Here is a 26,729-nt window from a genome sequence, read left to right as displayed (position 1 = left end):
CTCTTCAGGGCCACCCCCTCCTAAGCCCCCGGCCCGCCCCGTCGACCGGGGGCGCCTCGTCTTCTTTCGCCAGCTTGCGCCACTTTGGGTGGTCGCGAGCCCTTGACCATATGGACAAACAGCAAGGAGTCACCCCATGCAACGACCCAAGATCATCCTCTCCTCCCTCGATCTGGCGCGCCTCGAGCGACTACTCGAGAGCCTGCCTCCCCAGCAGGCCCTCAACCATCCCCTGCAAGGGGAGCTCAGTCGCGCCGAGGTCCTCGAGCCCGGACAGATGCCCGCCGATGTGGTGACCATGAACTCCACCGTTCGCTTTCGTCTGGAGAGCAGCGGTGAGGAGCACAGCCTCACCCTGGTCTACCCCAAGGATGTGCAGGGAGATCCACAGCGCATCTCGGTGTTGGCCCCGGTCGGCTCGGCCCTGATTGGCCTGACGGTGGGTGATGAGATGACATGGCCGGGTCCTGCCGGCCAGCCCCTGCGGATTCGCATCCTCGAGGTGCTCTATCAGCCGGAGCGTGCCGGCGAGCTGCACCGCTAAAAAGGGGAATACAGATCAAGGGAGGCGCCGCTTCGACTTGAGTCGGGCCATGGCCAGGGGTAAGGTAGCGCCTCCTCCCTATTTCGGTTGTCACCATGATCACCATCGCCCTCATCGACGATCACCTGATCGTGCGCTCCGGCTTTGCCCAGCTGCTCTCCCTCGAGCCCGATCTCGAGGTGGTGGGCGAATTTGGCTCGGGCCAGGAGGCACTGGCCGGCCTGCCCGGCTGCGCCCCCCGGGTCTGTATCTGTGACATCTCCATGCCCGATATCTCGGGGCTGGACCTGTTGAGCAAGCTGCCTAGAGGGTTGGCGGTGATCATGCTGTCGGTGCACGACAGCCCCGCCCTCATCGAGCAGGCGCTCAAGGCCGGCGCCAAAGGATTTCTCTCCAAGCGCTGCCACCCGGACGAGCTGATCGCGGCGGTGCGCACCGCCGCCAGCGGCGGCTGCTACCTCACCCCCGAGATCGCCCAGAAGCTCGCCTGTGCGCGTCAGGATCCCCTGACCAGCCGCGAGCGCCAGGTGGCCGAGCGCCTCGCCCAGGGGATGGAGGTCAAGGCCATCGCCGCCGAGCTCGGCCTCTCTCCCAAGACGGTGCATGTGCATCGGGCCAATCTGATGGAGAAGCTGGGGGTGGGCAACAATGTCGAGCTGGCTCGCCGCCTCTTTGACAACTGGTGATGTACCGCCTTCCCCGCCTGCTGCCCCTGGCCCTCTCCGGCAGCATCATCTTCAGCGCCGGTTGGTTTTGCCTCTGGAGCATCAGCCTGCATCTGGTCGAGCGCCCCGAGCTGGCCGCCCTGCTCTTCCCTTTCGGCCTGCGTCTGGGATTGATGCTGCAATGCCCGCGCCGGTTTTGGCCGGTGCTGCAGCTCAGTGAATGGGGGCTCATCGCCTGGCTCCATAGCCAGGTTGGCATGCCCAATGCGAGCTGGCTGGTGGCCGGCTCCCTGCTCACCCTGCTGCCGGTGGCGCTGGCCCATCAGTGGCGCCGTGCCGACGAGTGGCACACCCTGCTGCTGCAAGGGGCGGCCCTGGTGGCGGCGGCCCTGCTGCAATCCTTGCTCTGGTTTGGCCAGGATGGGCTCACCGCCCTGCTGCTCACCCTCACCGGTGGCCTCACACTGGCCCCCACCTGCCTGCTTATCTGGCACTACCTGACCCGAGCCAGCTGGCAGCCCCTGGGCCCTGCCCTGGTGGCCCAACCGGTGGCCTGGCGCGCCCGTCACCTCATCTGGTATCTGCTACTGTTCGCGGTGAGTCTCTCCCTGCAGCTGGGGCTGCCCAAGGAGCTGGCCCGCTTCACCCCCTTCTGTCTCGCGCTGCCCATCATCGCCCTTGCCTGGCGCTATGGCTGGCAGGGAGCCCTGCTGGCCACCCTGATGAACGCCATCGCCCTTATCGCGGGCCAGACTTGGCACGATCATGCGGTGGACCTGCTTCTCTCCCTGTTGGCCCAGAGCCTGACCGGCCTACTGCTGGGGGCCGGGATCCAGCGTCTGCGCGAGCTCAACGGCGAGCTCGAGCACCAGCTCGCCTGCAATCGCCAGCTTGCCGAGCGACTGGTGGAGACCGAGGAGCACGTGCGCCGGGAGGTGGCCCGTGAGCTGCACGACGACATAGGCCAGACCATCACCGCCATCCGCACCCAGGCGGGGATCCTGCCGCGGCTGGCACCGGATAACCCCGGCGTGACCCAAAGCAGCGCCCTCATCGAGCAGCTCTCCCTCGGGGTCTATGATGCGGTGCGTCGCCTGCTGGGACGGCTACGCCCGCGCCAGCTCGACGATCTCCCCCTGGCCCAGGCGGTGCGCGCCCTGCTGCGGGAGATGGAGCTAGAAGCCCAGGGGATCGTCACTCACCTGGAGTGGCGCATCGACGAGGAGCAACTCAGTGAAGGGCAGAGGGTTACCCTGTTTCGGGTCTGCCAGGAGGGGCTCAATAACGTGGTCAAACACGCCGGCGCGAGCGCCGTGACCCTGCAAGCCTGGCATCAGGGGCAGTGGCTGCATCTGGTGCTCGAAGACGACGGTTGCGGCCTGCCTCAGGATCAGACCCCCCGGGGCTTTGGCTTGCTTGGCCTGCGCGAGCGGCTGCAGGCCATGGGGGGGGAGCTCTCCCTCTCCTGTACCCACGGCACCCGCCTCTCGGTCACCCTGCCCGGCAGACGTAACAAGGAGCGCTGATGTTCGGTTTTTTAAGAAGCCCGGCCTGGGCCCCGGCTATCACGGACCCGGCAGAAATAGCGCAGCGCTATCGCTATTGGCGCCGCCATATCCTGCTCTCTATCTATCTGGGGTACGCCCTCTTCTACTTCACCCGCAAGAGCTTCAACGCCGCCATGCCCGACATGCTGGCCAATGGCATCATAGCGCGCACCGATATCGGGTTGCTGGCCACCCTTTTCTACATCACCTACGGGCTGTCGAAGTTCTTCTCGGGCATCGTCAGCGATCACTCCAATCCCCGCTATTTCATGGGGCTGGGGCTGATGGCCACCGGTGTGGTCAACATACTGTTCGGTCTCTCCTCCTCGCTCTGGCTGTTCGCCCTGCTCTGGGTCGCCAACGCCTTCTTCCAGGGATGGGGCTGGCCTCCCTGCTCCAAGCTGCTCACCACCTGGTATTCGCGTTCCGAGCGGGGGGGCTGGTGGGCCCTGTGGAACACGGCCCACAACGTGGGGGGCGCCCTCATCCCCATGGTGGTGGCCACCGTGGCCCTGCACTATGGCTGGCGCGCCGGCATGATAGTGCCGGGGCTGTGCGCCATTGCCGCCGGTTTGTTCCTGTGCTGGCGACTGCGGGACAAGCCCCAGACCCTCGGGCTGCCGAGCGTGGGGGTATGGCGACAGGATGCTCTGGAGATGGCCCAGCAGCAGGAGGGGGCGGGTCTCTCCCGGCGCCAGATCCTCCATCGCTATGTGCTGACCAACCCCTATATCTGGCTGCTCGCCTGCTGCTATGTGCTGGTCTATGTGGTCCGTGCCGCCATCAACGACTGGGGCAACCTCTATATGCAGGAGCGGCTGGGGGTGGATCTGGTGACGGCCAACTCGGCAGTGACCCTGTTTGAGCTGGGGGGCTTTGTCGGCGCCCTGGTGGCAGGCTGGGGATCGGACCGGCTCTTTAACGGCAACCGGGGTCCCATGAACCTCATCTTCGCCGCCGGTATATTGCTCTCGGTGGGCTCACTCTGGCTGATGCCCTTCGCCACCTACGTGATGCAGGCGGCCTGCTTCTTTACCATCGGCTTCTTCGTCTTCGGCCCCCAGATGCTGATCGGCATGGCGGCGGCCGAGTGCTCCCACAAGGATGCGGCGGGGGCCGCCACCGGCTTTGTTGGTCTCTTCGCCTACATGGGCGCGGCCCTCTCGGGCTACCCCCTGGCCAGGGTGATGGAGATCTGGCACTGGCAAGGCTTCTTCGTGGTGATCGCCATCGCCGCCGGCATCTCGGCCCTGCTGCTGCTCCCCTTCCTGCGGGCCCAGGCCCCTCGCCAACCGGGCTGACGTCCTCAGAGCCCGGACGGCATCTTGTCCAGGCACTCGGGGCCACAGACCCGATTCTTGCCCAGGCGCTTGGCCCGGTAGAGGGCGAAATCAGCCCGCTTGAGTGCCGCCTCCAAACGCTCACCGGCCAGGATGCGGTCCACCCCCAGGCTGGCGGTCACCCTCACCTCGCCAAAGCTCAGCAGGGCTATCTCGGCACAGAGCTGCTCGCAGAGCCGATAGCTCTGGTCCTCATCGAGGTGCATCAGCAACACAAACTCCTCACCCCCGATCCGGGCGGCAACGGTGCCCGGCAAGCGCTGCAGCTGGCGGCCCACCCCCTGCAGTACCCGATCCCCCATCTCATGGCCAAACCTGTCATTGATCTGTTTAAAGTCGTCGAGATCCATCATGGCCACCACCAGTGGTGCCCGCTCCATCAGGGTGCGCATCCTCTGGTGCAGCCCCCGGCGGTTGTAGAGCCCGGTCAGCGGGTCATGGGTAGCCTGTTGGCGCAGGGCGAGGGTGTGGTGCTGAATACAGAGCAGCAAGACACCGACTGGAGTCAGGTAACCGGCCACCAGCATGGCCAGACAGGCGGTGATGATCGCGGCGCGATGATCCCAGGGCAGGGGTATGCCGCTCATCAGCAGGGTGTTGATCAACACGAAGAGGGTGAGAGAGAGGGTCACCAGCCCCAGCAGTAGGATCACCAGGCGATAGTTGTGCCCCCCGTGGCGCGCCAGTTGCCAGATGAGCATGGAGCCAAACCCCGAGAAGGCGATCGCCATCAGGAGCAGCGAGGCTCGCGGCATCCCTAGCCAATGACTCAAACCCAGCAATCCGATCAGCAGCAACATGCCGCCGCACCAGCGTTGCCACTCGTTGGGAAGTTGCAGGAAGGCACGCACCCCCGCCAGCATCAGGGCCGCATGAAGCAACAAGAAGAGATTACCGGCCCACAACCCCGACTGGAGGGTGAGCTGGGTACCCACCACAAAACCGGTCAGGCCGGCCAACGCCATCAGGCTGGCTGCCCACCAGAAGTGAATACCCGGGATTTGACGATAGGCCCGCCAGGTGAGGGTGAGGGTGAGAAAGGCCAGCACATAGCCAAACAAAACCATCAGTATCAGGAGGCGAGTATCGGTATGGGAGAGAGCTGCATCCATGCTTGTCTAACCTGACTCAACACTGACGGGAGTATATGGAAAAGCCGCTGCCGTGTCCCTATTGAAACATGACGGTAACAACACTTTTGACATCCTCATCATTGTTCCCCGCAGATACGGCCCAAAAGCCCCCCAAAAGGGGGATCGCCGCCTGTTAATCGAATGCAAAAAGTGCAGTATGCTGGGCAAAACATCGACAAGGATGACTCATATGGATGTGAAGCTGATCCTCCTCTACCTGGCCCCCCTGTTCCTGCTCTTTATCGGAGCCGAGATGTGGTACCTGCATCGTCACGGGGAGCGCTTCCCCACCGCCCGCTACCAGTGGCGCGATCTGCTGGCCAACGCCACCCTGGCCCTGATGCACCAGGGGGGGGATCTGCTCGCCGCCCTGCTCATCACCCACATCTATGATGCGGTCTGGGGATGGCGCCTGCTGGACATCCCGCTCACCTTCTGGAGCGTACTGCTGCTCTTCTTGCTACAGGATCTCTGCTACTGGCTGTTCCACTTCGCCAGCCACCACGTGCGCTGGCTGTGGGCCTCCCACGTGGTGCATCACAGCTCGGAGCGCCTCAACCTCTCCACGGCCTTTCGCCAGAGCCTGATGTACCCGGTCTCGGGGATGTGGCTCTTCTGGCTGCCGATGATCCTGCTCGGTTTTCCTCCCGAGGCGGTCGTCGCCACCGTGCTCCTGAGCCTCGCCTTCCAGTTCTTTGTCCATACCCAGGTCATAGGGCGCCTGGGCTGGCTCGAGTGGGTACTCAACACCCCCTCCCACCACAGGGTCCACCACGCCAGCAATCCGGGCTATATCGATCGCAACTTCGCCGGCGTGCTGATCATCTGGGATCGCCTCTTTGGTACCTTCGTGGAAGAGGATCCGGCCACGCCGTGCCGCTATGGCATCACCAAGCCCATTCACAGCTTCAACCCCATCACCCTCACCTTCCATGAGTGGCGCGACATGCTCCGTGAGGCGCGCCCCCTCCCCTGGCGAGAGCGGCTCGGGGTACTGTTTGGTCCCCCGCTGCCCCGCCAACATGACAGCGTGCCCGGGAAGGCTATCTTTAGGGAACCCTAATCCCCGGAGATATCCCCATGTTCAGGAGTCGACTCGCACAGGCCATCTTGCCCCTGCTCACCGCCACGGCCACCCAGGCTGTCACCCTCACCAGCCTGGACTGGCCTCCCTACACGGGGGCGACCCTGCCCGGGCAAGGAAAGACCAGCGAAGTGGTCAAGGCCGCCTTCACCGCGGCCGGAGAGACGCTCACCATCAAGTTCCTCCCCTGGCAGCGAGCCGTGGACGAGGCCAAGGCCAATCCCGAGGTGGTGGGCTACTTTCCCGAGTACCAGGATCCCCAGAGCCCCTGCCTCTTCTCGGATCCCATCGGCCATGGCCCCCTCGGCTTTGCCCAGCAACAGGCAAACCCCGTCACCTGGCAGAGCCTGGACGATCTCAAGGGCAAGAAGATAGGCGTGGTGACCGGCTATGTGAACACCGTCGACTTTGATAATCGGGTAGCCAGCAAGGCTCTCAGTGTCGATGCGACCACCTCGGATGCCCAAAACCTGCTCAAACTGGGCAACGGGCGGCTGGATCTCGCGGTGATCGACAAGAATGTGATGGGCTTTCTGCTGCAAAGCGATCCCAAGCTGCAAGGGCTGGCCGACAAGATCGGCTTCAACGATCGACTGCTGGAGGACAAGACCCTGCATGTCTGCTTCACCGACACTCCCCAGGGGCGGGAGGCACTGGCCCGCTTCAATCAGGCGCTGACCCGGGAGGCGGTGAAAAAGCTGATGGAATAACCGGCAAGACATCACCGAATGCAAAAAAGAGAGGGCCGATCGTGGATCGGCCCTCATCATATCACCCGGTGTTACCCAAGTATGATCAGTTGTGCTCGCGGCGCTTGTTACCAAACTTGCGCTTGTCAAAGCCACCTTCGCGGTTGCCGTGCTCGCGGTTACCATTGCCTTCGCGACGCTCCTTGAACGGACGGCGCTCCTTGTTGAAGGGGCGGTCACGGAACTGGCGCGGGGGAGCGCTGCGGGTCCCTTCCGGTACTTCGGTGTAGGGAGTGATCATCAGCGGGCGCTGGCAGACACGGGCGCGACGCAGCACTTCCATCACCTCGGCGCTCATGCCCTTGGGCAAGTCGACGGTGGAGAAGTCATCGGCGATCTCGATGTTGCCGATGAAGCGGCTCTCGAGGTTGGCCTCGTTGGCGATGGCGCCGACGATCTGACCCGGCTTGACGCCGTGATGGGAACCCACGTCAACGCGGAAACGCTCCATCTTCACGTCAGGATTGTCTTTGAGCGGACGCGGCTCCAGACCCGGCATGCGACGGGCCGGGCGATCGCCACGGTTAAAGTCGCGCTCGCCGCGGTTGTTGAAGTCACGGTCACCGAAGTCGCGCTGACGGTCGAACTCGCGGGGCGGCTGGGAGAGCAGCGGATCCGGCTTGGATTCGTCGAGCAGCAGGGGCTGATCCCCTTGCACCAGCTTGGCCAGGGCGGCAGCCAGCTCGATGGGGTCGACAGACTCATCCTGCACCAGCTCGTTGACCAGTTCGTAGTAGGTCTCGAGCTCCTCACCCATCATGGTCTCGCGAATGCGCTCCTTGAACTTGGTCAGGCGGTGCTGGTTGATGTCGGCGGTGGTCGGCATCTTCATCGGCTCGATGCTCTGACGGGTCGCATGCTCGATAGAACGCAGCATGCGACGCTCGCGCGGAGCCACAAACAGGATGGCCTCACCCTTACGACCGGCACGACCGGTACGGCCGATACGGTGCACGTAGGACTCGGTATCGTAGGGAATGTCGTAGTTCACCACGTGGGTGATGCGCTCGACGTCGAGACCGCGGGCGACCACGTCGGTGGCGATCAGGATATCCAGTTGACCCTGACGCAGCTTCTCGACGGTACGCTCACGCAGCTTCTGCGGGATGTCGCCGTGCAGGGCTTCACAGGCATGGCCACGAGCGGCCAGCTTGCCGGCCAGCTCTTCGGCGGCGTTCTTGGTACGCACGAACACCAGCAGGGCCTCGTAGGGCTCTACTTCCAGCAGACGGGTCATGGCTTCCAGCTTGTGGGAGCCGGTCACCTGCCAGTAACGCTGACGGATGGTGGTCGCGGTCGCAGTCTTGGAGGCGATCTTGATCTCTTTGGGGTTCTTCAGGTGCTTCTGGGCCACGCGGCGGATCTGCTCCGGCATGGTGGCAGAGAAGAGGGCAACCTGACGACCGGCCGGGCACTGGTCCATGATCCAGTCCACGTCGTCGATAAAGCCCATGCGCAGCATCTCGTCCGCTTCGTCCAGCACCAGGGCCTTCAGACCGGAGAGATCCAGGCTCTTGCGACGGATCAGGTCCATGACGCGACCCGGGGTACCGACGACCACCTGGGCACCGCGACGCAGGGCGCGGATCTGGGTGTCGTAGGAAGAGCCGCCATAGATGGGCAGCACGTGGAAATCGGGCATGTGGTGGGCGTAACGCTGGCACGCCTCGGAGACCTGGATGGCCAGCTCACGGGTCGGAGCCAGAACCAGAATCTGGGTAGAGCGATTGCCCGCCTCCAGGCGAGACAAAAGCGGAAGCGCGAAAGCAGCGGTCTTCCCTGTACCGGTTTGAGCCTGCCCCAGCAGATCATGACCCGCCAGGAGCGGCGGAATGGAGGCGGCCTGGATCGGTGACGGGCGCTCGTAGCCAACGTCATGCAGCGCCTTCAAAATGGGCGCGGCCAATCCCAGCTCGTCAAACAGGGGCAGTTGTTCGGTATCAGACATAGATTCTTCCAGGTTTAAGGCAGGCGGTTCACACCGCAGAATAGCAAAAAGGCGGCGATTATAGCGCCACTTTCTCCGGCTGTCTTGAAAAATGTGATTGGCATCTCAAAGACATGGCAAGTATATGCCTGTGTGGCACGATTGGCATGGTGATTTTTCAACCAGTGCTCTGGCACGCGCTTCAGAGGGTGCTGCCCGAACGCTTGGCCTTGAGTACCGCCATGGTGATCCGGCTGGTGCAGATGAGGCGATCCCGCTCATCCTTTATCTCTATCTGCCACACCTGGGTGGTGGCTCCCAGATGCACCGGACGGGTCACCCCGGTCACCACCCCTTCGCGCTTGGCACGTATGTGGTTGGCGTTGATGTCGAGACCGACACAGTAGTGATCCCCATCCACCGCCATATTGGCGGCAATCGACCCAAGTGTCTCGGCCAGCACCACGGAGGCGCCCCCGTGCAACATGCCCAGCGGTTGGTGGGTGCGACTGTCGACCGGCATGGTGGCGGCAATCCAGTCGTCGCCAAAGCCACTGTAATGAATATCGAGGTGGGCCATCAGGGTGTTGTGCGAACTCGCCTCCAACCCCGCCAGGCTCATGGGTTTCTTCCAGATAGACATTGCTCTTCTCTACACAGGTGTAGCCTTCGGCTACCAGGGATAAGTGACCCCGGGCCACTCTACCCAGGGCATGTCACGGCCGGGAAACACGGGCTGCTTCCAGTGCCAGCGGTTGACCAGCCAGCGCCGTAGCGCCAGGCCAAAGCTCTCCTCATCGATGGGGGCCTCCCCGACAAGCCAGAAGAAGGCCTCCACCTGCACCCCGGGCAGCAGCGAGGGGTAGAGGTAGACGCCCCCGATAAGCTTCGTCTCGGCGGCATCCCACACCGAGTAGACAAAGGAGCGACGGGCGCGAAACTCCGATACCTGCCACTCCAGATCCGCCTCGTGCTGGGCCAGGGAGAAGTGCGCCGACGGCCAGGGGTCATCGGAGCGAAACAGCTGATGCAGCCGCTCTCGCTCGCGCATCAGTGCCACATACTCCACCACCGCCTGAGCCTCGCCACACCCCTTGAGCACGAAACGGGCGTGGCAGTACTCCTCGGGCACCAGGAAGCGCTTGCTGGGTTTGAGCATCACAGCCGCTCGAGCAGCGCCTGCAGCGGGTGCTTGAGCTTCTCCCCCTCCATACGTCCCACCTGACTGCGACACGAATAGCCGGTGGCGAGGCAGCGCTCTTTGGGCAGCCGCGAGAGGGGCTCGGCCCAGCTCAACCCATAGATGGCGCGCGAGCGCTCCAGATGGCGGGCGTCGTGGCCATAGGTACCGGCCATGCCGCAGCATCCCACCGCCACCGCCTCGAGGCGGGCACCAAAGCGCTCGAATACCTGCTTCCACTGTTGGGTGCTGGCCGGCAGGGCGGTCTTCTCGGTGCAATGTCCAAACAGGTACCATGGCTCGTCACCGCTGGCCTCAACCTCGGGGGCCGGCAGCGAGAGCAGCCACTCCTGGGGCAGCAGCACCTTGAACTCACCGCGCGCCTCCCCCAGGGCCTTGACGTACTCGTCCCGGTAGCAGAGCACCATGGCCGGATCGACCCCGATAAGGGGCACCCCGAGGCGGGCCACCTTGCCCAGAAACTGGGCCGTGTTGGCGGCGGTGCGGGCAAAGGCGCGCAGGAACCCCTTCACATGCTGGGGCTTGCCATTGGGCTTGAAGGGGAGCAGGTAGGGCTGGTAACCGAGCCTGCCACACAGGTGCACCAGATCCCGCACCACGGGGGCATCGTAGTAGCTGGTGAAGGGATCTTGCACGATCAGCACCACCTTCTGGCGTTGCTCGGCACTCATGCGCTCGAGCCCCGGCAAGTCAAAGTAACGCGCCTTGTGGTCGTGCAGCGACTCGGCCAGGGTCGGTACCGACAGCAGGGGCACATCCACCATGCCGAGCACCTTCTCGCTCGCCTTCTGCATCCACTCCTTTTCCAGGAAGAAGTTGACCATGCGCGGCGCCTTGGCCATCAGGGGGGTATAGCTCTCTACCGTGCCGACGAAGTAGTCCTTGGGGGCGCGCAGGTAGCGGCTGTGGTAGAGCTGCATGAAACGGGAGCGAAAGCTCGGCACATCCACCTTGATGGGGCACTGGCTGGTGCACGCCTTGCACGCCAGACACCCCTCCATCGCCTCCATCACCTCGTGAGAGAAGTCGTACTGACCACGCGAGCGAGCCCAGGTGTTGCGCACCTTGTCGACAATCTGCTTGAAGCGTACACCGCCCGACTGCAGGGCCACCTCTTCGGCGAGGGGATCGAATCCCTGCAGGGCCAGCTGGCGCAGCCACTCGCGCATCAGGCCGGCGCGTCCCTTGGGGGAGTGACGCCGGTCGCGGCTCACCTTGACCGAGGGGCACATGGGGGAGTCGGTCTCGAAGGTAAAGCACAGACCGTTACCGTTGCAGTCCAGCGCCCGGGTGTAGCTCTCGCGCACCGCCACCGGGATCTGGCGGTCATACTTGCCACGCTTGGGGCCGTCCACCGACACCAGCTCGGCGGTACTGTCGAAGGGGGTACAGATCTTGCCCGGATTGAGACGGTTATTGGGGTCGAATGCCCCCTTGACTCGCTGCAGCTCCTCCCACAACTCACCGAAGAAGGCGGGACCGTACTCGGAGCGGAACCCCTTGCCGTGCTCGCCCCACATCAAGCCGCCGTATTTGGCGGTCAGCGCCACCACCCGATCCGAGATGCGCCGCAGCATCACCTCCTGCTCGGGATCGCACATGTCCAGGGCCGGGCGCACGTGCAAGACGCCGGCATCCACGTGACCAAACATACCGTAGTCGAGGCCGTGCTCGTCGAGCAGGGCGCGAAACTCCATGATGAAGTCGGCCAGGGACTCCGGCGGCACAGCCGTATCCTCGGCAAAGGCGACCGGCTTCTTGCGCCCGTCGGCATTGCCAAGCAGCCCCACCGATTTCTTTCGCATGGCATAGATGGTCTCGATGCTCGGCAGGTGGTCACACACCTGATAGCCGATGATGCCCGCCTCGCCGCGTGCCATCAGCGCGTCGATGCGCCGGCACAACTCGGCGACCTTGGCGGCGTGCTCGGCCTCGTCAAGATCGGCAAATTCGACGATGTTGAGCCCGTCCATCCGCTTGCCCGGCACCTCCTCGATGAGGCTGCTCACCGAGTGCCAGATGATGTCGGCCTTGGCCAGGTTGAGCACCCGCGAGTCCACCGTCTCCACCGAGAGGGCCTCGGCCGCCACCATAAAGGGGGCGCTGCGCAGGGCTGACGGAAAGCTGTCGTACTTGACGTTGACCAGGGTGCGAAAGCGGGGGATGGGGGTGATGTTGAGGCGCGCCTCGACGATAAAACCGAGGGAGCCTTCCGAGCCGCACAGCACCCGGCTCACGTCGAGGGCATCCTCGGCGGGGTCATAGAGGTGCTTGAGATCATAGCCAGTCAGGAAACGGTTGAGCCTGGGGAAGGTCGCCTCGATATCGGCGCGGCGCTCGCGGCCGATGCGATAGAGGGTACGATAGACCTCCCCTTCCCGGCTCTTGAGGGCCAGCTTGTCGGCAAGACGCGCGCCCTTGAGGGGCTCGGTAGCGATGATGTCGCCATTTTCCAGCACCGCCTTGAGACCGAGCACGTGATCCGAGGTCTTGCCGTAAACGAGTGAGCCCTGCCCCGAGGCATCGGTGTTGACCATGCCGCCTATGGTGGCGCGGTTGGAAGTGGAGAGATCGGGAGAGAAGAAGAAACCGTGGGGCTTGAGGGCGGCATTGAGCTGATCCTTGATGACCCCCGCCTGGACCCGCACCCACCCCTGCTCGGGATTGATTTCCATGATCCGGTTCATATATCGGGAGAGATCGACGATAATGCCGGCGCTTAAAGACTGGCCATTGGTGCCGGTGCCGCCGCCCCGGGGAGAAAACGTCAGCTCCCGGTAGCGGGACTCCTGTGCCAGGGTCAGCATACGGCTGATGTCGTCGGCGTCTCTTGGGAAGAGCACCGCCTGGGGCGTCACCTGATAGACGCTGTTGTCCGTCGCCATCGCGAGCCGGCCCGCATATGACCTGTCCATATCGCCCTGAAAGCCTCCTGCCCTCAAGGCATCGAGGAAAGCCAGGACGAGAGGGGACACACTGCCTTGATAATCGAGTCTCGGGATCATGAATCCTTGTTCCCTGCTTGTTTAACCATGTCAGTCGACATGCTGCTCCAGCCGGCGCTCCGGCGACCACAATGCGGCCGGCATCCACGCCGTCCGACATTCGCTCACATCTTGTTATTCGTCGGCGGGCAGTATACCAGCCACGACGGCGGCGGGATCAAGCCTGTCAGGCACCTTTCCACCACCTTGTTTGACTACCTATGGAGGATTGTTATGGCTTCTCTTAGCCATGTTATCAGTACAGAGAAACAGGCCCTCACCCTCTCTCTGTTTGGCTGTATCGGTTTTGCCACCTTCGGCATCGCCTACGGTTTGTTTGTCGGCTCCCATGCCATCTTGCTCGACGGCATCTTCACCCTCTTCAGCATGGGGATGACGGGTCTGGGTCTGGTCACCGCCTATCTGGTCACCCGCCCCCACGACGCCCGCTTCCAATACGGCTATGCCCACTTCGAGCCCATCGCCAACGTCATCAATGGCGCCCTCATACTGACCCTCTGTCTGGTTGCCCTCGGGGAGGGGATCACCGCACTGCGCCAGGGGGGACGAGAGATAGCGCTCGACCACGCCCTGCTCTACGCCGGCATCTCAACCCTCTTCTGTGCCGGGATCTACACCCTGGAGGCCAAGGTGGCACGGCGCACCGGCTCCGAGCTGGTGCGGGTCGATGCCAAGGAGTGGCTGGTCGACACCATTTTGAGTGCCACCCTGCTGGTGGGATTTGTCATCGCCCTGCTCCTCGAGCAGGCGGGTTATGGCCACTACAACCGCTATATCGACCCTGTGCTGGTCTCGGTGCTGGCCCTGTGTGCCACCCTGATCCCCATCAAGGTACTCGGACGCAATCTGCGCGAGGTGCTGAAAATCGCCCCCAGGGGGGAGGTACAGCAAAGGGTGCACCAAGAGGTGCAGGCCCTTCGCGATCGCTACGGGGTCGAGTGCTACAGCCATCTGGCCAAGAGCGGCCGCCGCTTCGATCTCGAACTCAATATTCTGGTGCCCCAGGGCCAGGAGTGGCCCATCGCCCGCCAGGATGCCCTGCGCCAGGAGCTCTGGAGCCGCCTCGGCGACACCCTGGGAGATGCCTGGCTATCGGTCTGCTTCACCGCCGAGAAGCGCTGGTTGTGATCCCCCCCATATAGGGTCTTTCACCGAGTTGTAACAAATATGTAAATGAAGTGACTCCTGTGCCCGGCATAACACGGGCACATTCCATCCAATGACAAGGAGTCACTCATGTACCACGCCCGGTTAGCCCTTCCTCTGCTGCTCACCAGCGCCTTCGCCCTGGCCGACACAGATGTCTATCTCACCAATAACGGCCCCGAGCCGGTTCAGATCGAGGTGCGCCACGATGGCCCCCTGCAAGAGGGAAGTCAGTGGACCCAGCACCGCCAGGAACTTGGTCCCTGGGAGCGGGCCATGGTACTGAGTTTCAACCGCTACGAGGGGGTCAAGGCCGGTCAGGTCGATCGCTTCGAGACCCGGGTCACCACCGCCGACGGCAGCCGCTACACCCTGAGTCAGGAGATGGTCGGCACCTGGTGGAACACCAGCCTGCGCCACGGGGGCGCCACCGAGGAGAGCAGCTCGGGCTGGCTGTCGGATCGCACCATCCATCGTCTCTCCGGCGCCAGCGAACTCGCCTTTGCCGCCCGCTATACCGGCCGCTATGACGATCTCGACTATCAGATCACGGCGCCCCAGAGTGCGCCCACCCCATCACCCGACGAGGGGCGCCTCTCGGTCGCTACCTACAACATCTGGGCCCTTCCCGTCATCGCCAAGCGCATCGGCGAACGGCTGGCCCTGCTGCCATCACACCTCAAGGGGTATGACGCCCTGCTGCTGCAAGAGGTGTTCGACGGGCGGCGCGACGCCTTCTTGCAGGCACTGGCCAGGGAGTATCCCTACCAGACCAAGGTGCTCGACAAGCCCGGCATCAACATTCACGACGGGGGCGTGGTGATCGTCAGCCGTTACCCCATAGTGCGCGAGGCCCAGTTCGTCTATCCCGACTGCACCGGCACCGACTGCTTCGCCGACAAGGGGGTGGTCTATGCCGAGGTGATCAAGGGGGGCAAGGCCTGGCACCTGTTCGCCACCCATGCCGCCTCCTTCGATACCGACGCCGCCCGCGCCATCCGTCAGACCCAGTTCCGCCAGATCCGCGACTTCGCCGCGCGTCTGGCCATCCCCAAGGGGGATACAGTGCTCTATGGGGGCGACTTTAACGTCAACAAGCGCAAGTTCCCGGACGACTACGCCGGCATGCTGGCGGGCCTCAACGCCGGCGAGCCCGGCTATGCCGGTTGGGATGCCACCTTCGATCCGCGCGTCAACGCCTACTCCGGCGGCCTGCTCTCGGGTGGCGCCAACGTGGAGTATCTGGACTACGTCATGGTGAGCCAGGATTACGCCCCGGCCAGTGCAAACCGCAACACGGTGGCCATACCGCGTACCAGCGCCGCCGGGATCTGGCCCGAGAGCAACCTCTCGGATCACTTCCCGGTACAGGCCGAGGTGAGTCGATGAAGGCGCGGCTGGGGGCGCTCGCCCTCTGCCTGCTCGGCGTCTGGCTGCTGTGGCCCGCAGACGGCCCCGCACAAACAGGTGCCGCGCCCGGGGCCCCGCTTCCCGCGCCGCAGGCCCACCCGCTCGCGCAGGAGACGCTTCGACAGGCGCCCAGCACGCCGCCCGCGGCTGCGACCGCGCCGGCTGTCGAGCCCTTGCCACCGCTGAGTCCCGGGCAGGAGAGCCTGCTCGCCGGGGAGGCGCAATCGAGCGACGCCCCCCTCAGTGACAAGGTGGCGGCCCTGTCGTCCCTGCTCGGGGAGCTGCCCTCGGCCCTGCTGGTGCAAGGACGCTACGCCCTCGCCCTGGAGGCCCTCGCCGAGGCGACCGAAGGGCTCTCGCAGGGCGAGCGCCTGGCCGCGCTCTCGAGCCTGCAGGATCAGTGGGCTCACGATGAGCCGGCCCTGGCTCCCGATCTTTTCAATCCCGCAGCCCGCCTGCAGCAGGCGCGTCAGCTCTGGCCCGATGATCCCGTGGCGCCGATGGCACGCCACTTTCTGCCAAGGGAGCAGGCCAGTGCCACCCTCGCCTTCGAGGCGCAGCAACAGGCCCAACGGACCGAGCGCCGCCACTACCAGGAGGCCTTGGCCGAGCTGGAGGCAAACCTGGCCCTGCGCCGGGACGCCATGGATGAGGCGAGCTGGCAGGCCGAGCGGGAAGCGGCCATCGGACGCTTTCGGCGCGACTTCTTTACGCCCGCCACACCCGTTCGGGAATAACCACAGCGGGGGCTCATGCCCCCTCTTCTCCCTCTATTGCTGCGATAAATGCAGCACTGCTTTGCTGTTAATGGCCTTTTTTGACAATAACACGCCCCCTATGCTGGAGCCCTCTGTTTGACACCTCTCGAGGCTCCCCATGCAACCCGATCTCCTCTTCACCCCCTTTACCCTTGGCCGGCTGACCCTCTCCAATCGCATCGTCATGCCGCCCATGACCCGCTCGCGCGCCGCCCAGCCTGGCGACGTGGCCACCGAGCTGATGGCCACCTATTATGCCCAGCGTGCCGGTGCCGGCCTTATCGTGAGCGAAGGCACCCAGATCTCCCCCCTCGGTAAGGGCTACGCCTGGACCCCCGGCATCTATAGCCCCGAGCAGGTGGCCGGCTGGCGTACCGTGACCGATGCGGTGCATGCCAACGGGGGCACCATCTTCGCCCAGCTCTGGCATGTGGGTCGCGTCACCCACCCGGACAACATAGGCGGTGCCCAACCGGTCAGCGCCTCGGCCCTGCGCGCCGAGGGGGTGCGGGTGTTTGTGGACAAGGACAATGCCCCGGGCTTTGTGGAAACCGTTACTCCACGCGCCCTTTCGGTCCAAGAGATTGCCGACGTGGTGCAGGCGTTTCGCCAGGCGGCCCGCAACGCCATGGCGGCGGGCTTTGATGGCATCGAGCTGCACGGGGCCAACGGTTATCTCATCAACCAGTTTCTCGACTCGGAATCCAACGCCCGCACAGACTGCTACGGCGGCTCCCTCGACAACCGCCTGCGCTTCCTGCGCGAGGTGGTCGAGGCGGTCGGCGCCGAGATCGGCATGGAGCGGGTCGGCGTGCGTCTGGCGCCGCTCACCACCCTCAACGGCACGGTCGACGCCGATCCCGAGCAGACCTACACCGCCGCCGCGCGCCTGCTCGGCGAGCTCGGCGTGGTCTACCTGCACATCGCCGAGGCTGACTGGGACGATGCCCCCCTGATGGGCGTCGACTTCAAACAGGCTTTGCGTGCGGCCTATCCGGGCACCCTCATCTACGCCGGCAAATACGACGCGGCACGCGCCCGCGCCGCCATCGCCGAGGGTTGGGCCGACCTGGTGGGCTTTGGCCGCCCCTTCGTCGCCAACCCGGACCTGCCGGAGCGGATCCGCCGCGATCAACCCTGGGCCCAGCACGATCCGGCCACCCTGTTTGGCGGCAGCGCCAAGGGGCTGACCGATTACCCCAGGGCCGACGGCTCGGCCGCCTGATCCCCGCCAAAGAGAGGCCCCGCACTGCGGGGCCTGACGTTTTTGCCGATGCGCCTAGAGAGCCCCCTCACCGAGGCTGGCTTTGAGAAAGTCGAGCCAGACACGCAGGCGCGGATCGCGCTGGGCATCGGAGTAGAAGACGGCATTAATCGGGCGCGAGGCACCGCTGTTGGCGCTGGCCAGCACCTCAACCAGGGCCCCGCTGGCCCTATCCTCGCCGGTCATAAAGTCGGACAGACAGACGATCCCCTCCCCGGCCAGGGCCAGCTGGCGCAGGGTCTCGCCGCTGCTGGCGCAAAGGCCGGGGGTCACCGGCAGGCGGTCCCCCAAGGCCGAGCGAAGGGGCCAGTGATTGAGGTGATCGGGCGCGATAAACCCAAGCAGGGTGTGCTGGCTCAGGCTTGCCACCGTCTCGGGTGTACCACTGCGAGCGAGGTAGGCGGGTGAGGCCAGCAGGCGAATGCGCGTGCGCCCGAGGGGCATGACGCGCAGGGAGGAGTCCTCCAGCTCGCCGATGCGGATGGCCACATCGACCCGGCGCTCCATCAGGTTGATAAACCCCTCCGAGCTGTGCAGCTGCAGCTCGATACGCGGATAACGCTGCCGAAAACAGCCGATGAGGGGCACCAGCTGGTGCAGGATAAAGGGGGTGGCGGCGTCGACTCGCAAGATCCCCTCGGGCTGCTCCCGGCGCATCAGGAGCGTCCCTTCCACCTCGGCCATCTCGGCGATGATCGTGAGCGCCTTCTGATAGAGCCAGGCCCCCTCTTCGGTCAGGCCCAGGCGCCGGGTGGTGCGGTTGAGCAGCACGGTGGAGAGCTTCTGCTCGAGGCGCTTCACGCCCCGGCTGAGGGCCGAGTTGTCGATGCCGAGGTTGTCGGCCGCCTGGCGAAAACTGCCCGCCTCCACCACGGCCACGAACTGCATCAACTCATCGGAGTGGATCTTCATGATGACGGATTTCCATGCAATAGTATCAGGGCTTTATATCGTCCCGGTCAGGGCCATGACAAGCCGTGCCCTGCCACCTCTCTCTGATTAACAGGAGCCCTCCATCATGGATGCCCCCCATCGCGATCCCGTTCGCCGCCTGACCCTCACCCTTGTGCTCCTGGCCCTGGTGGTCCTCGTCTATGTGCTGTTTGCCCAGCGCCTTACCCCCTTGAGCCGCGAGGGGAGCGTGCAGGCCTTTCTGATCCGCATCGCCCCCGAGGTGGCCGGCAAGGTGAGCGCCGTCGAGGTGAGCGATAACAGCCAGGTGGCCGCCGGCGCCCCCCTGTTTCGCATCAATCCGGATCCCTACCGCATCGCCCTGGCCCAGGCCGAGGCCCATGTCTCCAGCGTAGGGCAGGCGATCGGCGCCGACACCGCCGCGGTGCAGACCGCCCAGGCCCGCATGGTGCAGGCCAAGGCCGCGCGCGATAACGCCGCCGACAATGCGGCCCGGGTGCTGGAGCTGGCGCGCCGGGGCGTCATGTCGGCCGCCCAGCGGGATCAGGCCAGCGCCACCCTGGCCCAGGCCGAGGCCGCCCTCACCGCCAGCGAGGCCGATCTGCAGCGCGCCCGCCAGAGTCTGGGTCCCCAGGGGGAGGAGAACCCCCGCCTCAAGGAGGCGATGGCCACCCTGGCCAAGGCACGCCTGGACCTGATGCGCACCACAGTGGTGGCCCCCAATCAGGGCGCCATCACCAATATCCAGTTGGCCCCTGGCCAATATGCGGCCGTGGGCACCCCGGCCATGACTTTTATCGACACAGGCGCAATCTGGATCACCACCATGCTCGACGAGAATGCCCTGGAGTATCTCAGGGCGGGACAACCGGCCGAGATCCTGTTTGATGTGCTGCCCGGACGACTCTTCAAGGCCCGCCTCGAGAGCCTGGGCTTTGGCAGTGCCGGCAGCCTGGGCACGGATCAGAGCACGGGTCTGCTGATGGCCCCCAGCGGCAAACAGGCCGGGCGCCAGTTCCCCGTCACCCTGGTGCTGGACGAACCGCTGCCACGTGGCCTGCGCTATGGCTCCCAGGCGACCGTGCTCTTCTATCCGGGCAAGAGCGCCTGGATGGAGTGGGTCGGCGGCCTCTGGCTGCGTGTACTGGCCCAGCTCTCCTACCTCTCATGAGCGGGCAAGCATGGCGCCATGGGGCACTGCGTCTTGGGATAATGCCCATGGTTGTCCTGGCCATAGAGATGCAAAGCGGGGCCAGCCTGCCCATGCTCGCCCCCATCTTCACGGTGATCCTGCTGTTGCTGATGCCAGGACGCCCCCCCCTGGTGATGCTGGTCAAACTGTTGGGGGTAGTGGTGATCTGCAGTGCCCTCATCGGTCTGATGGCCCGCCTGACCGGCGGCAATCTTTTCGCCTTCTGGCTGACCATGATCGCGCTGGTGGTGGCCCTGTTTGCCCGCCTCGAGCGTAACCCGGCCGATCTGGTGGGGCTGCTTGGGCTCATGGTCACCACCATGAGCCTGGTGCTGGTACAAAGCGATCCGGGCTGGCCCATGGCCATCGCCCCCCTGATGGGCAAGGCCATCGTCAAGGCCATCTTCTGGACCCTGCTCGCCTTCGCCCTCTGGCCCCGCCCCTGGCCGAGCTGGCCGACCCCGGCGGCAACCGACAGCCGCCCCCCTTCGGCACTGCAGGTGCTGGGCAAGAGCGCCGCCCTGCTGTTGGCCGTGGCCCTGGCCATCGCGGCCCAGGATCAGAGCGCCATCCTCATCGGTGCCACCCTGGCCAACCTGCTGCGGGCCAATGATCCCACCCTGACCCGCAGCAATGCCCGCACCCTGCTCACCGCCAACCTGCTGGGCGCCCTGGTGGCCCTGCCCCTGGTATTGATCATCTGGTTGCTGCCCAATCCCCCCTTCGCCCTGCTCTGCGCCCTGGCGGCCAGCCTCTGGCTCTCGGGACGCCTGGCCTGCGGCTGGCCCATCCCCGTCATCCAGAGCGCCATGACGGTGCTGCTGACCCTGCTGGCCAGCCTGCTGCCGAGCCAGAGTCTGGTCGCCATGGGGGATCGCCTCCTCACCGTGCTGCTCACCGTGCTCTACTGCGCCCTGGTGATGCGGCTGCTGCACCCCGGCCATGGCGAATTGCTGAACACAGACCCATGACCACAGAGCGCCCGGGCCTCGCCTCGAGCCCGGGTCTCCTTCCTGGTGTCACCACCCAACCGTCACGATATGGAGCTTCGATGTCCTCTCCCTTCTCTCCCCTCGAATGGCGCCGTATCAACCTGGCCCGCCAGGGGCTGCTCACACCTCCTGCGGATCTGCTCACCACGGTGCAGCGCCTCGGCTATGTGCAGATAGATTCGATCAACGTAGTCGAGCGCGCCCACCACCATGTGCTGCACTCACGCCTGCCGGGCTACCAGCCCGCTCAGCTCGATGCCGCCCTCGCCCGTGGCGAGCTGTTCGAATACTGGTCGCACGCCGCCGCCTACCTGCCCATGGAGGACTACCGCTTCAGCCTGCCGCGCAAGCTGGCCCTGCGCGATGGCCAGCGTCACTGGTTCGAGCGTGACTGTGCCGTGATGGATCAGGTGCTCGGCCGCATCCGCGAGCAGGGCCCGTGCAAGGCGAGCGACTTCGACCACCCCGGTCACAAAGGGGGCTGGTGGGAGTGGAAGCCGGCCAAGAAGGCCCTCGAGCAACTCTTTATGGAAGGAGCGCTCATGGTGGTGCGGCGGGAGAAGTTTCAGAAGGTGTTCGACTTGACCGAGCGGGTACTGCCGACAGGCATCGACACCCGGCCCCCCGATGACGAGGCATTCGCCCGTCACCTTGTCGAGCGCTACCTAGCCGCCCAGGGCTTTGGCAGCCTCAGGCAGATGGGGTATTTGCGCCGCAACGTGCAGGCGCCCATCAAGGCGGCGCTGGCGGCCATGGAGGAGGAGGGCCGACTCGAGAGCTTTGCGGTCGGGCGCGAGCGCTACTGGTTCGAATCCGATCTCGCAGCCCCCACCGGAGTGCCCAACCGGGTGTGGCTGCTCAACCCGTTCGATAACCTGCTCATCCAGCGTGAGCGGCTGCGCCACTGGTTCGGGTTTGACTACCAGCTGGAGGTCTACCTGCCCGCACCCAAGCGCCGCTTTGGCTACTACACCCTGGCGCTGCTCTGGGGGGAGCACTTCATCGGCCGTCTCGACGTCAAGGCCGAGCGAGCCTGCGGCAAGCTGCTGCTTAAAAATCTGGTGCTGGAGCCGGCCGCCTATCGCGAAGACGGTCGGCTGCACGACTTCCTGCCGGCCCTGGAGCAGACGCTGGCCGACTACACCGCCTTCAACGGCTGCCAGCGCTGGAAGCTGGAGCGCAGCAGCGACCCCCAGCTAAAACGCCACTACAGCCGCCAGCAGTGGATCTCATAGCGAGGCGGCGATGGCCCAATGTCGGCTTGAGAAACAGGCGGAAGAGAGAGCAAAGCGGAAGAGCGTCAGGCTGCGCCTCCTCGTCCACACCATGTGGATGACCAGAGGGCAAAGGGGAGATAAGCGATAGATATTCCAGAAATGGAGGCGGCCCCACCAGCCACATCCCGGCACTCGAGTCCCCCGCCTTGGCTGCTTCCTTCCGGACCTGACCAGGTAGACGGGTTATCGATGCGAGAGGACCAATGGGGCCACCATCGAACGCGGTGAAGTCTAACAGAGCGCCCCTTCAATGCAACGGCTTTTTGCCTCTTTCAGGCGCGTTCGTCTGCTTTTTCAGCAAGTTGCCGCAACCTGGCGCAGCAGCCTCAGCTAAAGAGCATAAATTTCGCCCCCACCACGAGCAGCAGGCAGGCAAACCCCTGTTTGAGGCGCTTGGGAGGCAGACGATGGGCCAACCTGGCACCGATGCGGGCAAACTGGGTGCTGGTAAGCACTATGCCAAGAAGCGCCGGCAGGTAGACGTAGCCCACCGACCACTCGGGCAAGTCCCCATGCCCCCATCCGGCATAGAGATAGGAGAGGCTACCCGAGAGCGCGATGGGAAGGCTACAGGCCGCCGAGACCGCCACCGCCCGGCTCATGGGCACGCTGCACCAGGAGAGATAGGGCACGGTGAGCGAGCCCCCGCCGATGCCGAAGATGGCCGACATCCAGCCGATCACCAGCCCGGCCACCCCGTTACCCGCCCGTCCGGGCAGCGGCCGCCCCCCCTTGGGTTGCAGGGAGAGCCCCATCTGCAGGGCCATGGCCCAGGCGAAGATGCCGATGATAAGGTTGAGGGTGGTGGCCGGCAGCAAGCTGGCGGTGAGACCACCGAGCCAGCCCCCCAGGATCATGCCGACGGCAAGCTGGCGGATCAGGGGCCAATCCACGGCCCCGCGCATCTGGTGCACCCGCAAGGAGCTCACCCCGGTGAAGATCATGGTGAGCATGGAGGTGCCCAGCGCCAGGTGAGTGATGACATCGGGATGGACCCCCTGCAGGCGGAAGGTGGCGACCAGCACGGGGACTATGATGAGCCCGCCGCCGATGCCAAACAGACCGGCCAGCATGCCGGCGCAGGCCCCCAGCAACAGATACCCGAGAAACAACATAAGAATTCCTTGCTCATAACAAAACGGGATGGCGTAGAGCCATCCCGTCATGGTGCCTGTTAATTGAGGGGAATGGTACCGTCCATCACCTTGTAGAAGGCCAGCACGGCAAAGCCGAGCAGGGCCGCCGTCATCCCCTGCTCGAGGCGGTTCATGCCGCGCAGGCCGTGATGCTGACGCGCCTTCCAGTAGATGAAGATCCCCGGGCTATAGAGCAGGGCCACCAGCAGCAGGTACTCGATCCCCGCCGCATAGACCAGCCAGCAACCGTAGCCGGTGGCGATCAGGGCCAGCAGCATGTCGCGCTTGCGCTGATGGGGCTGCCCCTCATAGGTCTGCCCCGAGAGCGCCAGTTTGAGGCCATAGGCGCCGGAGAAGACATAGGGCACCAGGGCGGCCGCGGTGGCGATGTTCACCAGCGCCAGATAGGTGGAGCTCTGGAAGTAGATGACGATGAGGAAGAACTGCACCAGGGCAGCCGAGCACCAGAGCGACACCTGGGGCGAGCCGTTCTTGTTCTCCCGGGAGAACCACTCGGGGAAGACCCCGGTCTTGCCGGCGATATAGGGTACCTCGGCCGCCAGTACGGTCCAGCTCAGCAGGGCGCCCATCACAGAGATCACCAGGCCGATGTTAATCAGCCAGGCGCCCCAGGGACCGACCACCTTCTCGAGGATCAGGGCGGTGGAGGGGTTCTTGAGGGCGGCCACTTCCGGCTGGCTCATCACCCCCAGGGTGAACAGGGTCACCATGACGTAGAGGGCCAGGGCGCCGAGCAGGGCCAGTACGGTGGCGCGTCCCACGTCGCGGCGATGACGGGCGCGAGCCGATACCACCACGGCCCCCTCGATGCCGATAAAGACCCACAGGGTCACCTTCATGGTGGACTTGACCTGCTCGAGCACGGAGCCGAGCTCAGGGGTCTGTTGGCCCCAGATATCGAGAGTGAAGGTCTCCATGTGGAAGGCGAGCAGGATCGCCACACAGAAGACGATGAGGGGCACCATCTTGGCGATGGTGGTCACCACGTTGACCATGGCGGCCATCTTGACCCCCTTGAGCACCAGGGCGTTCACCGACCAGATGAGCAGGGAGGCAAGCACGATGGCGACGGGGGTGTTGCCATCGCCGAAGATGACCCGTTCCGGGGTATCGAAGAAGTAGCTCAGGGCGCTGAAGACCACCACGGCATAGGAGACGTTGGCCAGCAGTTGGCAGATCCAGTAGCCCCAGGCGGCATTGAAACCGATGAAGTCACCAAACCCCGCCTTGGCATAGCTGAAGATGCCGCCGTCGAGATCCGGGCGACGCATGGAGAGCGACTGATAGACCAGGGCCAGGCAGATCATGCCAAGGCCGGTGACGAGCCAGCCGATGGCGATGGCACCGACCCCGGCGTGGGAGGCGATATTTTGCGGCAGACTGAAGACGCCGGCTCCCACCATGGAGCCAATGACCAGGGAGACGAGGGCGCCAAGACCCAATTTATTATCCATCTCTGTCCCGTTGCTTGCTGTGGCAGCGATTGACGTCCCTATTCAATCCACTCGCACTAAAGAAGGCAAACCCCGCTCCGGGGCCCATGAAAAGGGCGGCAACTATATTGCATGATTATGCCTGCCGCAACGTTCATCACCTCTAATCGATCCGGTTTTGACCGGGCGCAATTTTACAGAAATGACACAGGTTGCCTGTGACAGGGGTCAAATTAGACAAGATCCCCTGACATTTCACACAGTTGCAATTTGGAGAAAGAGATGGCATGGAGAACGGCTGCATGGCCATGCAGCCGTCCATGCTGGCCATTCAGAGACGCAGGCCGCCGTCGATCTCGATCATGCGCCCACTCAGGTAGTCGTTGTGAAGGATAAAGCGCACCGTGTCGGCGATCTGGGCCGCCTCACCGAGTCGCCCGACCGGGATGGCCTGACGCATCCGATCCATCGCCTCGGGCTTCATGGCTGCCGTCATGTCGGTGGCAAACACCCCGGGGGCTATGCCCATCACCCGGATACCATAGCGCGACAGCTCACGGGCCCAGGTGACCACCAGGGCCGCCACCCCCGCCTTGCTCGCCGCATAGTTGCTCTGGCCCATGTTGCCGGCCCGGGCAATGGAGGAGACGTTGATGATGACGCCGCCCCCGGTCTGGCTCATCAGGGCCGCCGCCTCGCGGCCACACAGGAAGGTGCCGGTGAGGTTAACGTCGATGACCGCCTGCCACTGGGCCAGCGACAGCTTCTCGAGGGGATGACCATCCCGGCGCTTGATGAGCAGGCCGTCGCGCAATATGCCGGCACAGTTGACAAGCCCGCTGAGGGAACCGAGTTCGCCGAGTCGGGCGAAGGCCCCCTCCACCTCGGCCTCATCGGCCACGTTGCAGGGCAGCAGCAGCGCCTCCCCTCCCCGACTCTCCACCTCGGCCTGGGTCACCTCAAGATCGCTGCGGTTGACGTCAAGCAGCGCCACTCTGGCCCCTTCAGAGGCCAGCGCCAGGGCGATGGCCCGACCCAGACCACGACCGGCACCGGTCACCGCAATCAGCTTGTCATGAATATCCATGCTTACTCCTCTCAATGCTCCGGACCACGATAGAGCCGTTGAATGCTGGAAAAGTCGAGGGCCTCGTTGCCCCATTGGGCGTGGAGCTGAAACAGATTGCGGGCGGCGGCACCGAGCGGCACCGGTCTCCTGGCGTGTTCGGCCAACGCCATGGCCAGTCCCAGATCCTTGACCATCAGCCGGGTCATGAAGCCCCCCTGATAGTCGCGTGACGCCGGGGCACTCTCCATCACCCCGGGCCAGGGGTTGTAGCGCTCCAGGCACCAGTTATTGCCCGAGCTCTTGCCCATGATGGCCGAAAGCACGGCGGGATCGAGTCCCTCGCTCACCCCGAGGGCCAGGGCCTCGGCGGTGCCCGCCATCTGGATGGCGAGCAGCATATTGTTGCACATCTTGGCGATCTGACCGGCGCCAAGGGGGCCTGCGTGAAACAGGTTCTGCCCCATGGCCGCGAGTACACGCTTGGCGGCCTCCACGTCGGGCGCCTCCCCCCCCATAATGAAGGTCAGGGTCCCGGCCCGGGCCCCGGCGGTGCCACCTGAGACAGGCGCATCCACAAAGCGCAGCCCGCGTGCCCGCGCCGCCTCACCCACGGCGCGGGCCGAGGCAACGTCGATGGTCGAGCTGTCGATGACCAGGGTGCCGGGTGGCAGGGCGCCGAGCAGATCGTCGCCGAGCCAGAGGCCGGTGACATGCTGTCCCGCCGGCAGCATGGTGATGGCTACCTCACAGTCCGAGACCGCCTCGCGGGCGCTGGCCGCCGCGATGCAGCCGGCGGCGGCCGCCTCGGCCAGGTGCTCGGCCAGCAGATCGTAGACCCGCACCCGGTGACCGGCGCGGACCAGGTTGGCGGCCATGGGGCCACCCATGTTACCAAGACCGATAAATGCGATGTTCATTCTCTCT

23 protein-coding genes and 1 other RNA gene are annotated in these 26,729 nt (G+C 64.7%); 13 read left to right on the top strand and 11 right to left on the bottom strand.

Annotated elements, in window-relative coordinates; all coding sequences use genetic code 11:
- Window positions 1-136 precede the first annotated feature (136 nt).
- From rnk to uhpC, 4 genes are all read left to right on the top strand, one after another.
- Window positions 137-544 (top strand): nucleoside diphosphate kinase regulator, encoded by a 408-nt coding sequence (gene rnk / locus BN1133_RS07975; protein ID WP_050665999.1) that lies wholly within the window; start codon window positions 137-139, stop codon window positions 542-544.
- A 95-nt stretch (window positions 545-639) separates the two neighbouring features.
- Window positions 640-1,230 (top strand): response regulator transcription factor UhpA, encoded by a 591-nt coding sequence (gene uhpA / locus BN1133_RS07970; protein ID WP_050665998.1) that lies wholly within the window; start codon window positions 640-642, stop codon window positions 1,228-1,230.
- On the top strand, window positions 1,230-2,735 hold the full coding sequence (uhpB, locus tag BN1133_RS07965; protein ID WP_050665997.1) for a signal transduction histidine-protein kinase/phosphatase UhpB: 1,506 nt from the start codon (window positions 1,230-1,232) through the stop codon (window positions 2,733-2,735). The genes uhpA and uhpB overlap by 1 nt, the downstream gene beginning before the upstream one ends.
- Complete coding sequence (gene uhpC / locus BN1133_RS07960) at window positions 2,735-4,057, top strand: MFS transporter (protein WP_050665996.1); 1,323 nt, start codon at window positions 2,735-2,737, stop codon at window positions 4,055-4,057. Before uhpB ends, uhpC begins: the two co-directional genes overlap by 1 nt.
- Before the next feature lie 5 nt (window positions 4,058-4,062).
- On the opposite strand, the gene BN1133_RS07955 is transcribed toward uhpC, so the two are convergent.
- Complete coding sequence (locus BN1133_RS07955) at window positions 4,063-5,208, bottom strand: GGDEF domain-containing protein (RefSeq protein ID WP_050665995.1); 1,146 nt, start codon at window positions 5,206-5,208, stop codon at window positions 4,063-4,065.
- 211 nt (window positions 5,209-5,419) lie between these two features.
- On the opposite strand from BN1133_RS07955, the gene BN1133_RS07950 reads away from it, so the two are divergent.
- A complete protein-coding gene (locus BN1133_RS07950) occupies window positions 5,420-6,292 on the top strand; it encodes a sterol desaturase family protein (RefSeq protein ID WP_050665994.1) in 873 nt (290 codons plus the stop codon).
- A gap of 17 nt (window positions 6,293-6,309) precedes the next feature.
- Window positions 6,310-7,023: a substrate-binding periplasmic protein gene (locus BN1133_RS07945; protein ID WP_050665993.1), complete on the top strand. Its 714-nt coding sequence runs from the start codon at window positions 6,310-6,312 to the stop codon at window positions 7,021-7,023.
- An 85-nt stretch (window positions 7,024-7,108) separates the two neighbouring features.
- Here the strand turns inward: BN1133_RS07945 and BN1133_RS07940 are convergent, their stop codons facing one another.
- The 4 genes from BN1133_RS07940 to ydiJ form a co-directional block, all read right to left on the bottom strand.
- Window positions 7,109-9,010 (bottom strand): DEAD/DEAH box helicase, encoded by a 1,902-nt coding sequence (locus tag BN1133_RS07940; protein ID WP_050665992.1) that lies wholly within the window; start codon window positions 9,008-9,010, stop codon window positions 7,109-7,111.
- Window positions 9,011-9,191: 181 nt separating this feature from the next.
- Entirely contained in the window at window positions 9,192-9,632 is a 441-nt protein-coding gene (locus BN1133_RS07935; RefSeq protein WP_050665991.1) for a hotdog fold thioesterase, read from the bottom strand.
- A gap of 30 nt (window positions 9,633-9,662) precedes the next feature.
- Entirely contained in the window at window positions 9,663-10,148 is a 486-nt protein-coding gene (locus BN1133_RS07930) for a hypothetical protein (protein WP_050665990.1), read from the bottom strand.
- The gene (gene ydiJ / locus BN1133_RS07925) at window positions 10,148-13,195 is read right to left on the bottom strand and encodes a D-2-hydroxyglutarate dehydrogenase YdiJ (RefSeq protein ID WP_050665989.1); all 3,048 of its coding nucleotides are present in this window, start codon (window positions 13,193-13,195) and stop codon (window positions 10,148-10,150) included. Before ydiJ ends, BN1133_RS07930 begins: the two co-directional genes overlap by 1 nt.
- 213 nt (window positions 13,196-13,408) lie before the next feature.
- Between ydiJ and BN1133_RS07920 the strand changes: the two genes are divergently transcribed.
- The 4 genes from BN1133_RS07920 (at window position 13,409) to BN1133_RS07905 (ending at window position 17,734) form a co-directional block, all read left to right on the top strand.
- Entirely contained in the window at window positions 13,409-14,323 is a 915-nt protein-coding gene (locus BN1133_RS07920) for a cation diffusion facilitator family transporter (protein ID WP_050665988.1), read from the top strand.
- Window positions 14,324-14,431: 108 nt separating this feature from the next.
- Window positions 14,432-15,730, top strand: a complete 1,299-nt coding sequence (locus BN1133_RS07915) for a sphingomyelin phosphodiesterase (RefSeq protein ID WP_050665987.1) — start codon at window positions 14,432-14,434, stop codon at window positions 15,728-15,730.
- Window positions 15,727-16,488, top strand: a complete 762-nt coding sequence (locus BN1133_RS07910; protein ID WP_082177953.1) for a hypothetical protein — start codon at window positions 15,727-15,729, stop codon at window positions 16,486-16,488. The genes BN1133_RS07915 and BN1133_RS07910 overlap by 4 nt, the downstream gene beginning before the upstream one ends.
- 139 nt (window positions 16,489-16,627) lie before the next feature.
- Window positions 16,628-17,734 (top strand): alkene reductase, encoded by a 1,107-nt coding sequence (locus tag BN1133_RS07905; RefSeq protein ID WP_050665986.1) that lies wholly within the window; start codon window positions 16,628-16,630, stop codon window positions 17,732-17,734.
- 54 nt (window positions 17,735-17,788) lie between these two features.
- Here BN1133_RS07905 and BN1133_RS07900 read toward each other — a convergent pair whose 3' ends face one another.
- Window positions 17,789-18,685 (bottom strand): LysR substrate-binding domain-containing protein, encoded by an 897-nt coding sequence (locus BN1133_RS07900; RefSeq protein ID WP_050665985.1) that lies wholly within the window; start codon window positions 18,683-18,685, stop codon window positions 17,789-17,791.
- Between the two features lie 106 nt (window positions 18,686-18,791).
- Here BN1133_RS07900 and BN1133_RS07895 point away from each other — a divergent pair, with 106 nt between their 5' ends.
- The 3 genes from BN1133_RS07895 to BN1133_RS07885 all read left to right on the top strand — a co-directional run bounded on the left by BN1133_RS07895 (window position 18,792) and on the right by BN1133_RS07885 (window position 22,104).
- Window positions 18,792-19,856 (top strand): HlyD family secretion protein, encoded by a 1,065-nt coding sequence (locus tag BN1133_RS07895; RefSeq protein WP_050665984.1) that lies wholly within the window; start codon window positions 18,792-18,794, stop codon window positions 19,854-19,856.
- Window positions 19,853-20,848, top strand: coding sequence for a DUF2955 domain-containing protein (locus BN1133_RS07890; protein WP_050665983.1), 996 nt, complete (start codon window positions 19,853-19,855; stop codon window positions 20,846-20,848). The genes BN1133_RS07895 and BN1133_RS07890 overlap by 4 nt, the downstream gene beginning before the upstream one ends.
- A gap of 80 nt (window positions 20,849-20,928) precedes the next feature.
- On the top strand, window positions 20,929-22,104 hold the full coding sequence (locus BN1133_RS07885; RefSeq protein ID WP_050665982.1) for a winged helix-turn-helix domain-containing protein: 1,176 nt from the start codon (window positions 20,929-20,931) through the stop codon (window positions 22,102-22,104).
- 151 nt (window positions 22,105-22,255) lie between these two features.
- Here the strand turns inward: BN1133_RS07885 and ffs are convergent.
- The 5 genes from ffs to mmsB form a co-directional block, all read right to left on the bottom strand.
- An RNA gene (gene ffs, locus BN1133_RS19620) (signal recognition particle sRNA small type) lies at window positions 22,256-22,352 on the bottom strand.
- A 120-nt stretch (window positions 22,353-22,472) separates the two neighbouring features.
- Complete coding sequence (locus BN1133_RS07880; protein ID WP_050665981.1) at window positions 22,473-23,261, bottom strand: sulfite exporter TauE/SafE family protein; 789 nt, start codon at window positions 23,259-23,261, stop codon at window positions 22,473-22,475.
- A 59-nt stretch (window positions 23,262-23,320) separates the two neighbouring features.
- A complete protein-coding gene (locus BN1133_RS07875) occupies window positions 23,321-24,757 on the bottom strand; it encodes a basic amino acid/polyamine antiporter (RefSeq protein ID WP_050665980.1) in 1,437 nt (478 codons plus the stop codon).
- A gap of 310 nt (window positions 24,758-25,067) precedes the next feature.
- Window positions 25,068-25,823, bottom strand: coding sequence for an SDR family oxidoreductase (locus tag BN1133_RS07870; RefSeq protein ID WP_050665979.1), 756 nt, complete (start codon window positions 25,821-25,823; stop codon window positions 25,068-25,070).
- An 11-nt stretch (window positions 25,824-25,834) separates the two neighbouring features.
- Window positions 25,835-26,722, bottom strand: coding sequence for a 3-hydroxyisobutyrate dehydrogenase (gene mmsB / locus BN1133_RS07865; protein ID WP_050665978.1), 888 nt, complete (start codon window positions 26,720-26,722; stop codon window positions 25,835-25,837).
- Window positions 26,723-26,729: the final 7 nt, after the last annotated feature.

Origin of the sequence: Aeromonas schubertii (genome assembly GCF_000820105.1) — a bacterium.
GTDB lineage: Bacteria > Pseudomonadota > Gammaproteobacteria > Enterobacterales > Aeromonadaceae > Aeromonas > Aeromonas schubertii.
Note: the sequence above shows the minus strand (reverse complement) of the source record. Positions and strands in the feature narration are given on the sequence as shown.

What these genes read in the sequence shown, in the direction of transcription:
- rnk (WP_050665999.1), top strand. Translation starts at nt 137, where the DNA reads ATGCAACGACCCAAGATCATCCTCTCCTCCCTCGATCTGGCGCGCCTC.
- uhpA (WP_050665998.1), top strand. Translation starts at nt 640, where the DNA reads ATGATCACCATCGCCCTCATCGACGATCACCTGATCGTGCGCTCCGGC.
- uhpB (WP_050665997.1), top strand. Translation starts at nt 1,230, where the DNA reads ATGTACCGCCTTCCCCGCCTGCTGCCCCTGGCCCTCTCCGGCAGCATC.
- uhpC (WP_050665996.1), top strand. Translation starts at nt 2,735, where the DNA reads ATGTTCGGTTTTTTAAGAAGCCCGGCCTGGGCCCCGGCTATCACGGAC.
- BN1133_RS07955 (WP_050665995.1), bottom strand. Translation starts at nt 5,208, where the DNA reads ATGGATGCAGCTCTCTCCCATACCGATACTCGCCTCCTGATACTGATG.
- BN1133_RS07950 (WP_050665994.1), top strand. Translation starts at nt 5,420, where the DNA reads ATGGATGTGAAGCTGATCCTCCTCTACCTGGCCCCCCTGTTCCTGCTC.
- BN1133_RS07945 (WP_050665993.1), top strand. Translation starts at nt 6,310, where the DNA reads ATGTTCAGGAGTCGACTCGCACAGGCCATCTTGCCCCTGCTCACCGCC.
- BN1133_RS07940 (WP_050665992.1), bottom strand. Translation starts at nt 9,010, where the DNA reads ATGTCTGATACCGAACAACTGCCCCTGTTTGACGAGCTGGGATTGGCC.
- BN1133_RS07935 (WP_050665991.1), bottom strand. Translation starts at nt 9,632, where the DNA reads ATGTCTATCTGGAAGAAACCCATGAGCCTGGCGGGGTTGGAGGCGAGT.
- BN1133_RS07930 (WP_050665990.1), bottom strand. Translation starts at nt 10,148, where the DNA reads ATGCTCAAACCCAGCAAGCGCTTCCTGGTGCCCGAGGAGTACTGCCAC.
- ydiJ (WP_050665989.1), bottom strand. Translation starts at nt 13,195, where the DNA reads ATGATCCCGAGACTCGATTATCAAGGCAGTGTGTCCCCTCTCGTCCTG.
- BN1133_RS07920 (WP_050665988.1), top strand. Translation starts at nt 13,409, where the DNA reads ATGGCTTCTCTTAGCCATGTTATCAGTACAGAGAAACAGGCCCTCACC.
- BN1133_RS07915 (WP_050665987.1), top strand. Translation starts at nt 14,432, where the DNA reads ATGTACCACGCCCGGTTAGCCCTTCCTCTGCTGCTCACCAGCGCCTTC.
- BN1133_RS07910 (WP_082177953.1), top strand. Translation starts at nt 15,727, where the DNA reads ATGAAGGCGCGGCTGGGGGCGCTCGCCCTCTGCCTGCTCGGCGTCTGG.
- BN1133_RS07905 (WP_050665986.1), top strand. Translation starts at nt 16,628, where the DNA reads ATGCAACCCGATCTCCTCTTCACCCCCTTTACCCTTGGCCGGCTGACC.
- BN1133_RS07900 (WP_050665985.1), bottom strand. Translation starts at nt 18,685, where the DNA reads ATGAAGATCCACTCCGATGAGTTGATGCAGTTCGTGGCCGTGGTGGAG.
- BN1133_RS07895 (WP_050665984.1), top strand. Translation starts at nt 18,792, where the DNA reads ATGGATGCCCCCCATCGCGATCCCGTTCGCCGCCTGACCCTCACCCTT.
- BN1133_RS07890 (WP_050665983.1), top strand. Translation starts at nt 19,853, where the DNA reads ATGAGCGGGCAAGCATGGCGCCATGGGGCACTGCGTCTTGGGATAATG.
- BN1133_RS07885 (WP_050665982.1), top strand. Translation starts at nt 20,929, where the DNA reads ATGTCCTCTCCCTTCTCTCCCCTCGAATGGCGCCGTATCAACCTGGCC.
- BN1133_RS07880 (WP_050665981.1), bottom strand. Translation starts at nt 23,261, where the DNA reads ATGTTGTTTCTCGGGTATCTGTTGCTGGGGGCCTGCGCCGGCATGCTG.
- BN1133_RS07875 (WP_050665980.1), bottom strand. Translation starts at nt 24,757, where the DNA reads ATGGATAATAAATTGGGTCTTGGCGCCCTCGTCTCCCTGGTCATTGGC.
- BN1133_RS07870 (WP_050665979.1), bottom strand. Translation starts at nt 25,823, where the DNA reads ATGGATATTCATGACAAGCTGATTGCGGTGACCGGTGCCGGTCGTGGT.
- mmsB (WP_050665978.1), bottom strand. Translation starts at nt 26,722, where the DNA reads ATGAACATCGCATTTATCGGTCTTGGTAACATGGGTGGCCCCATGGCC.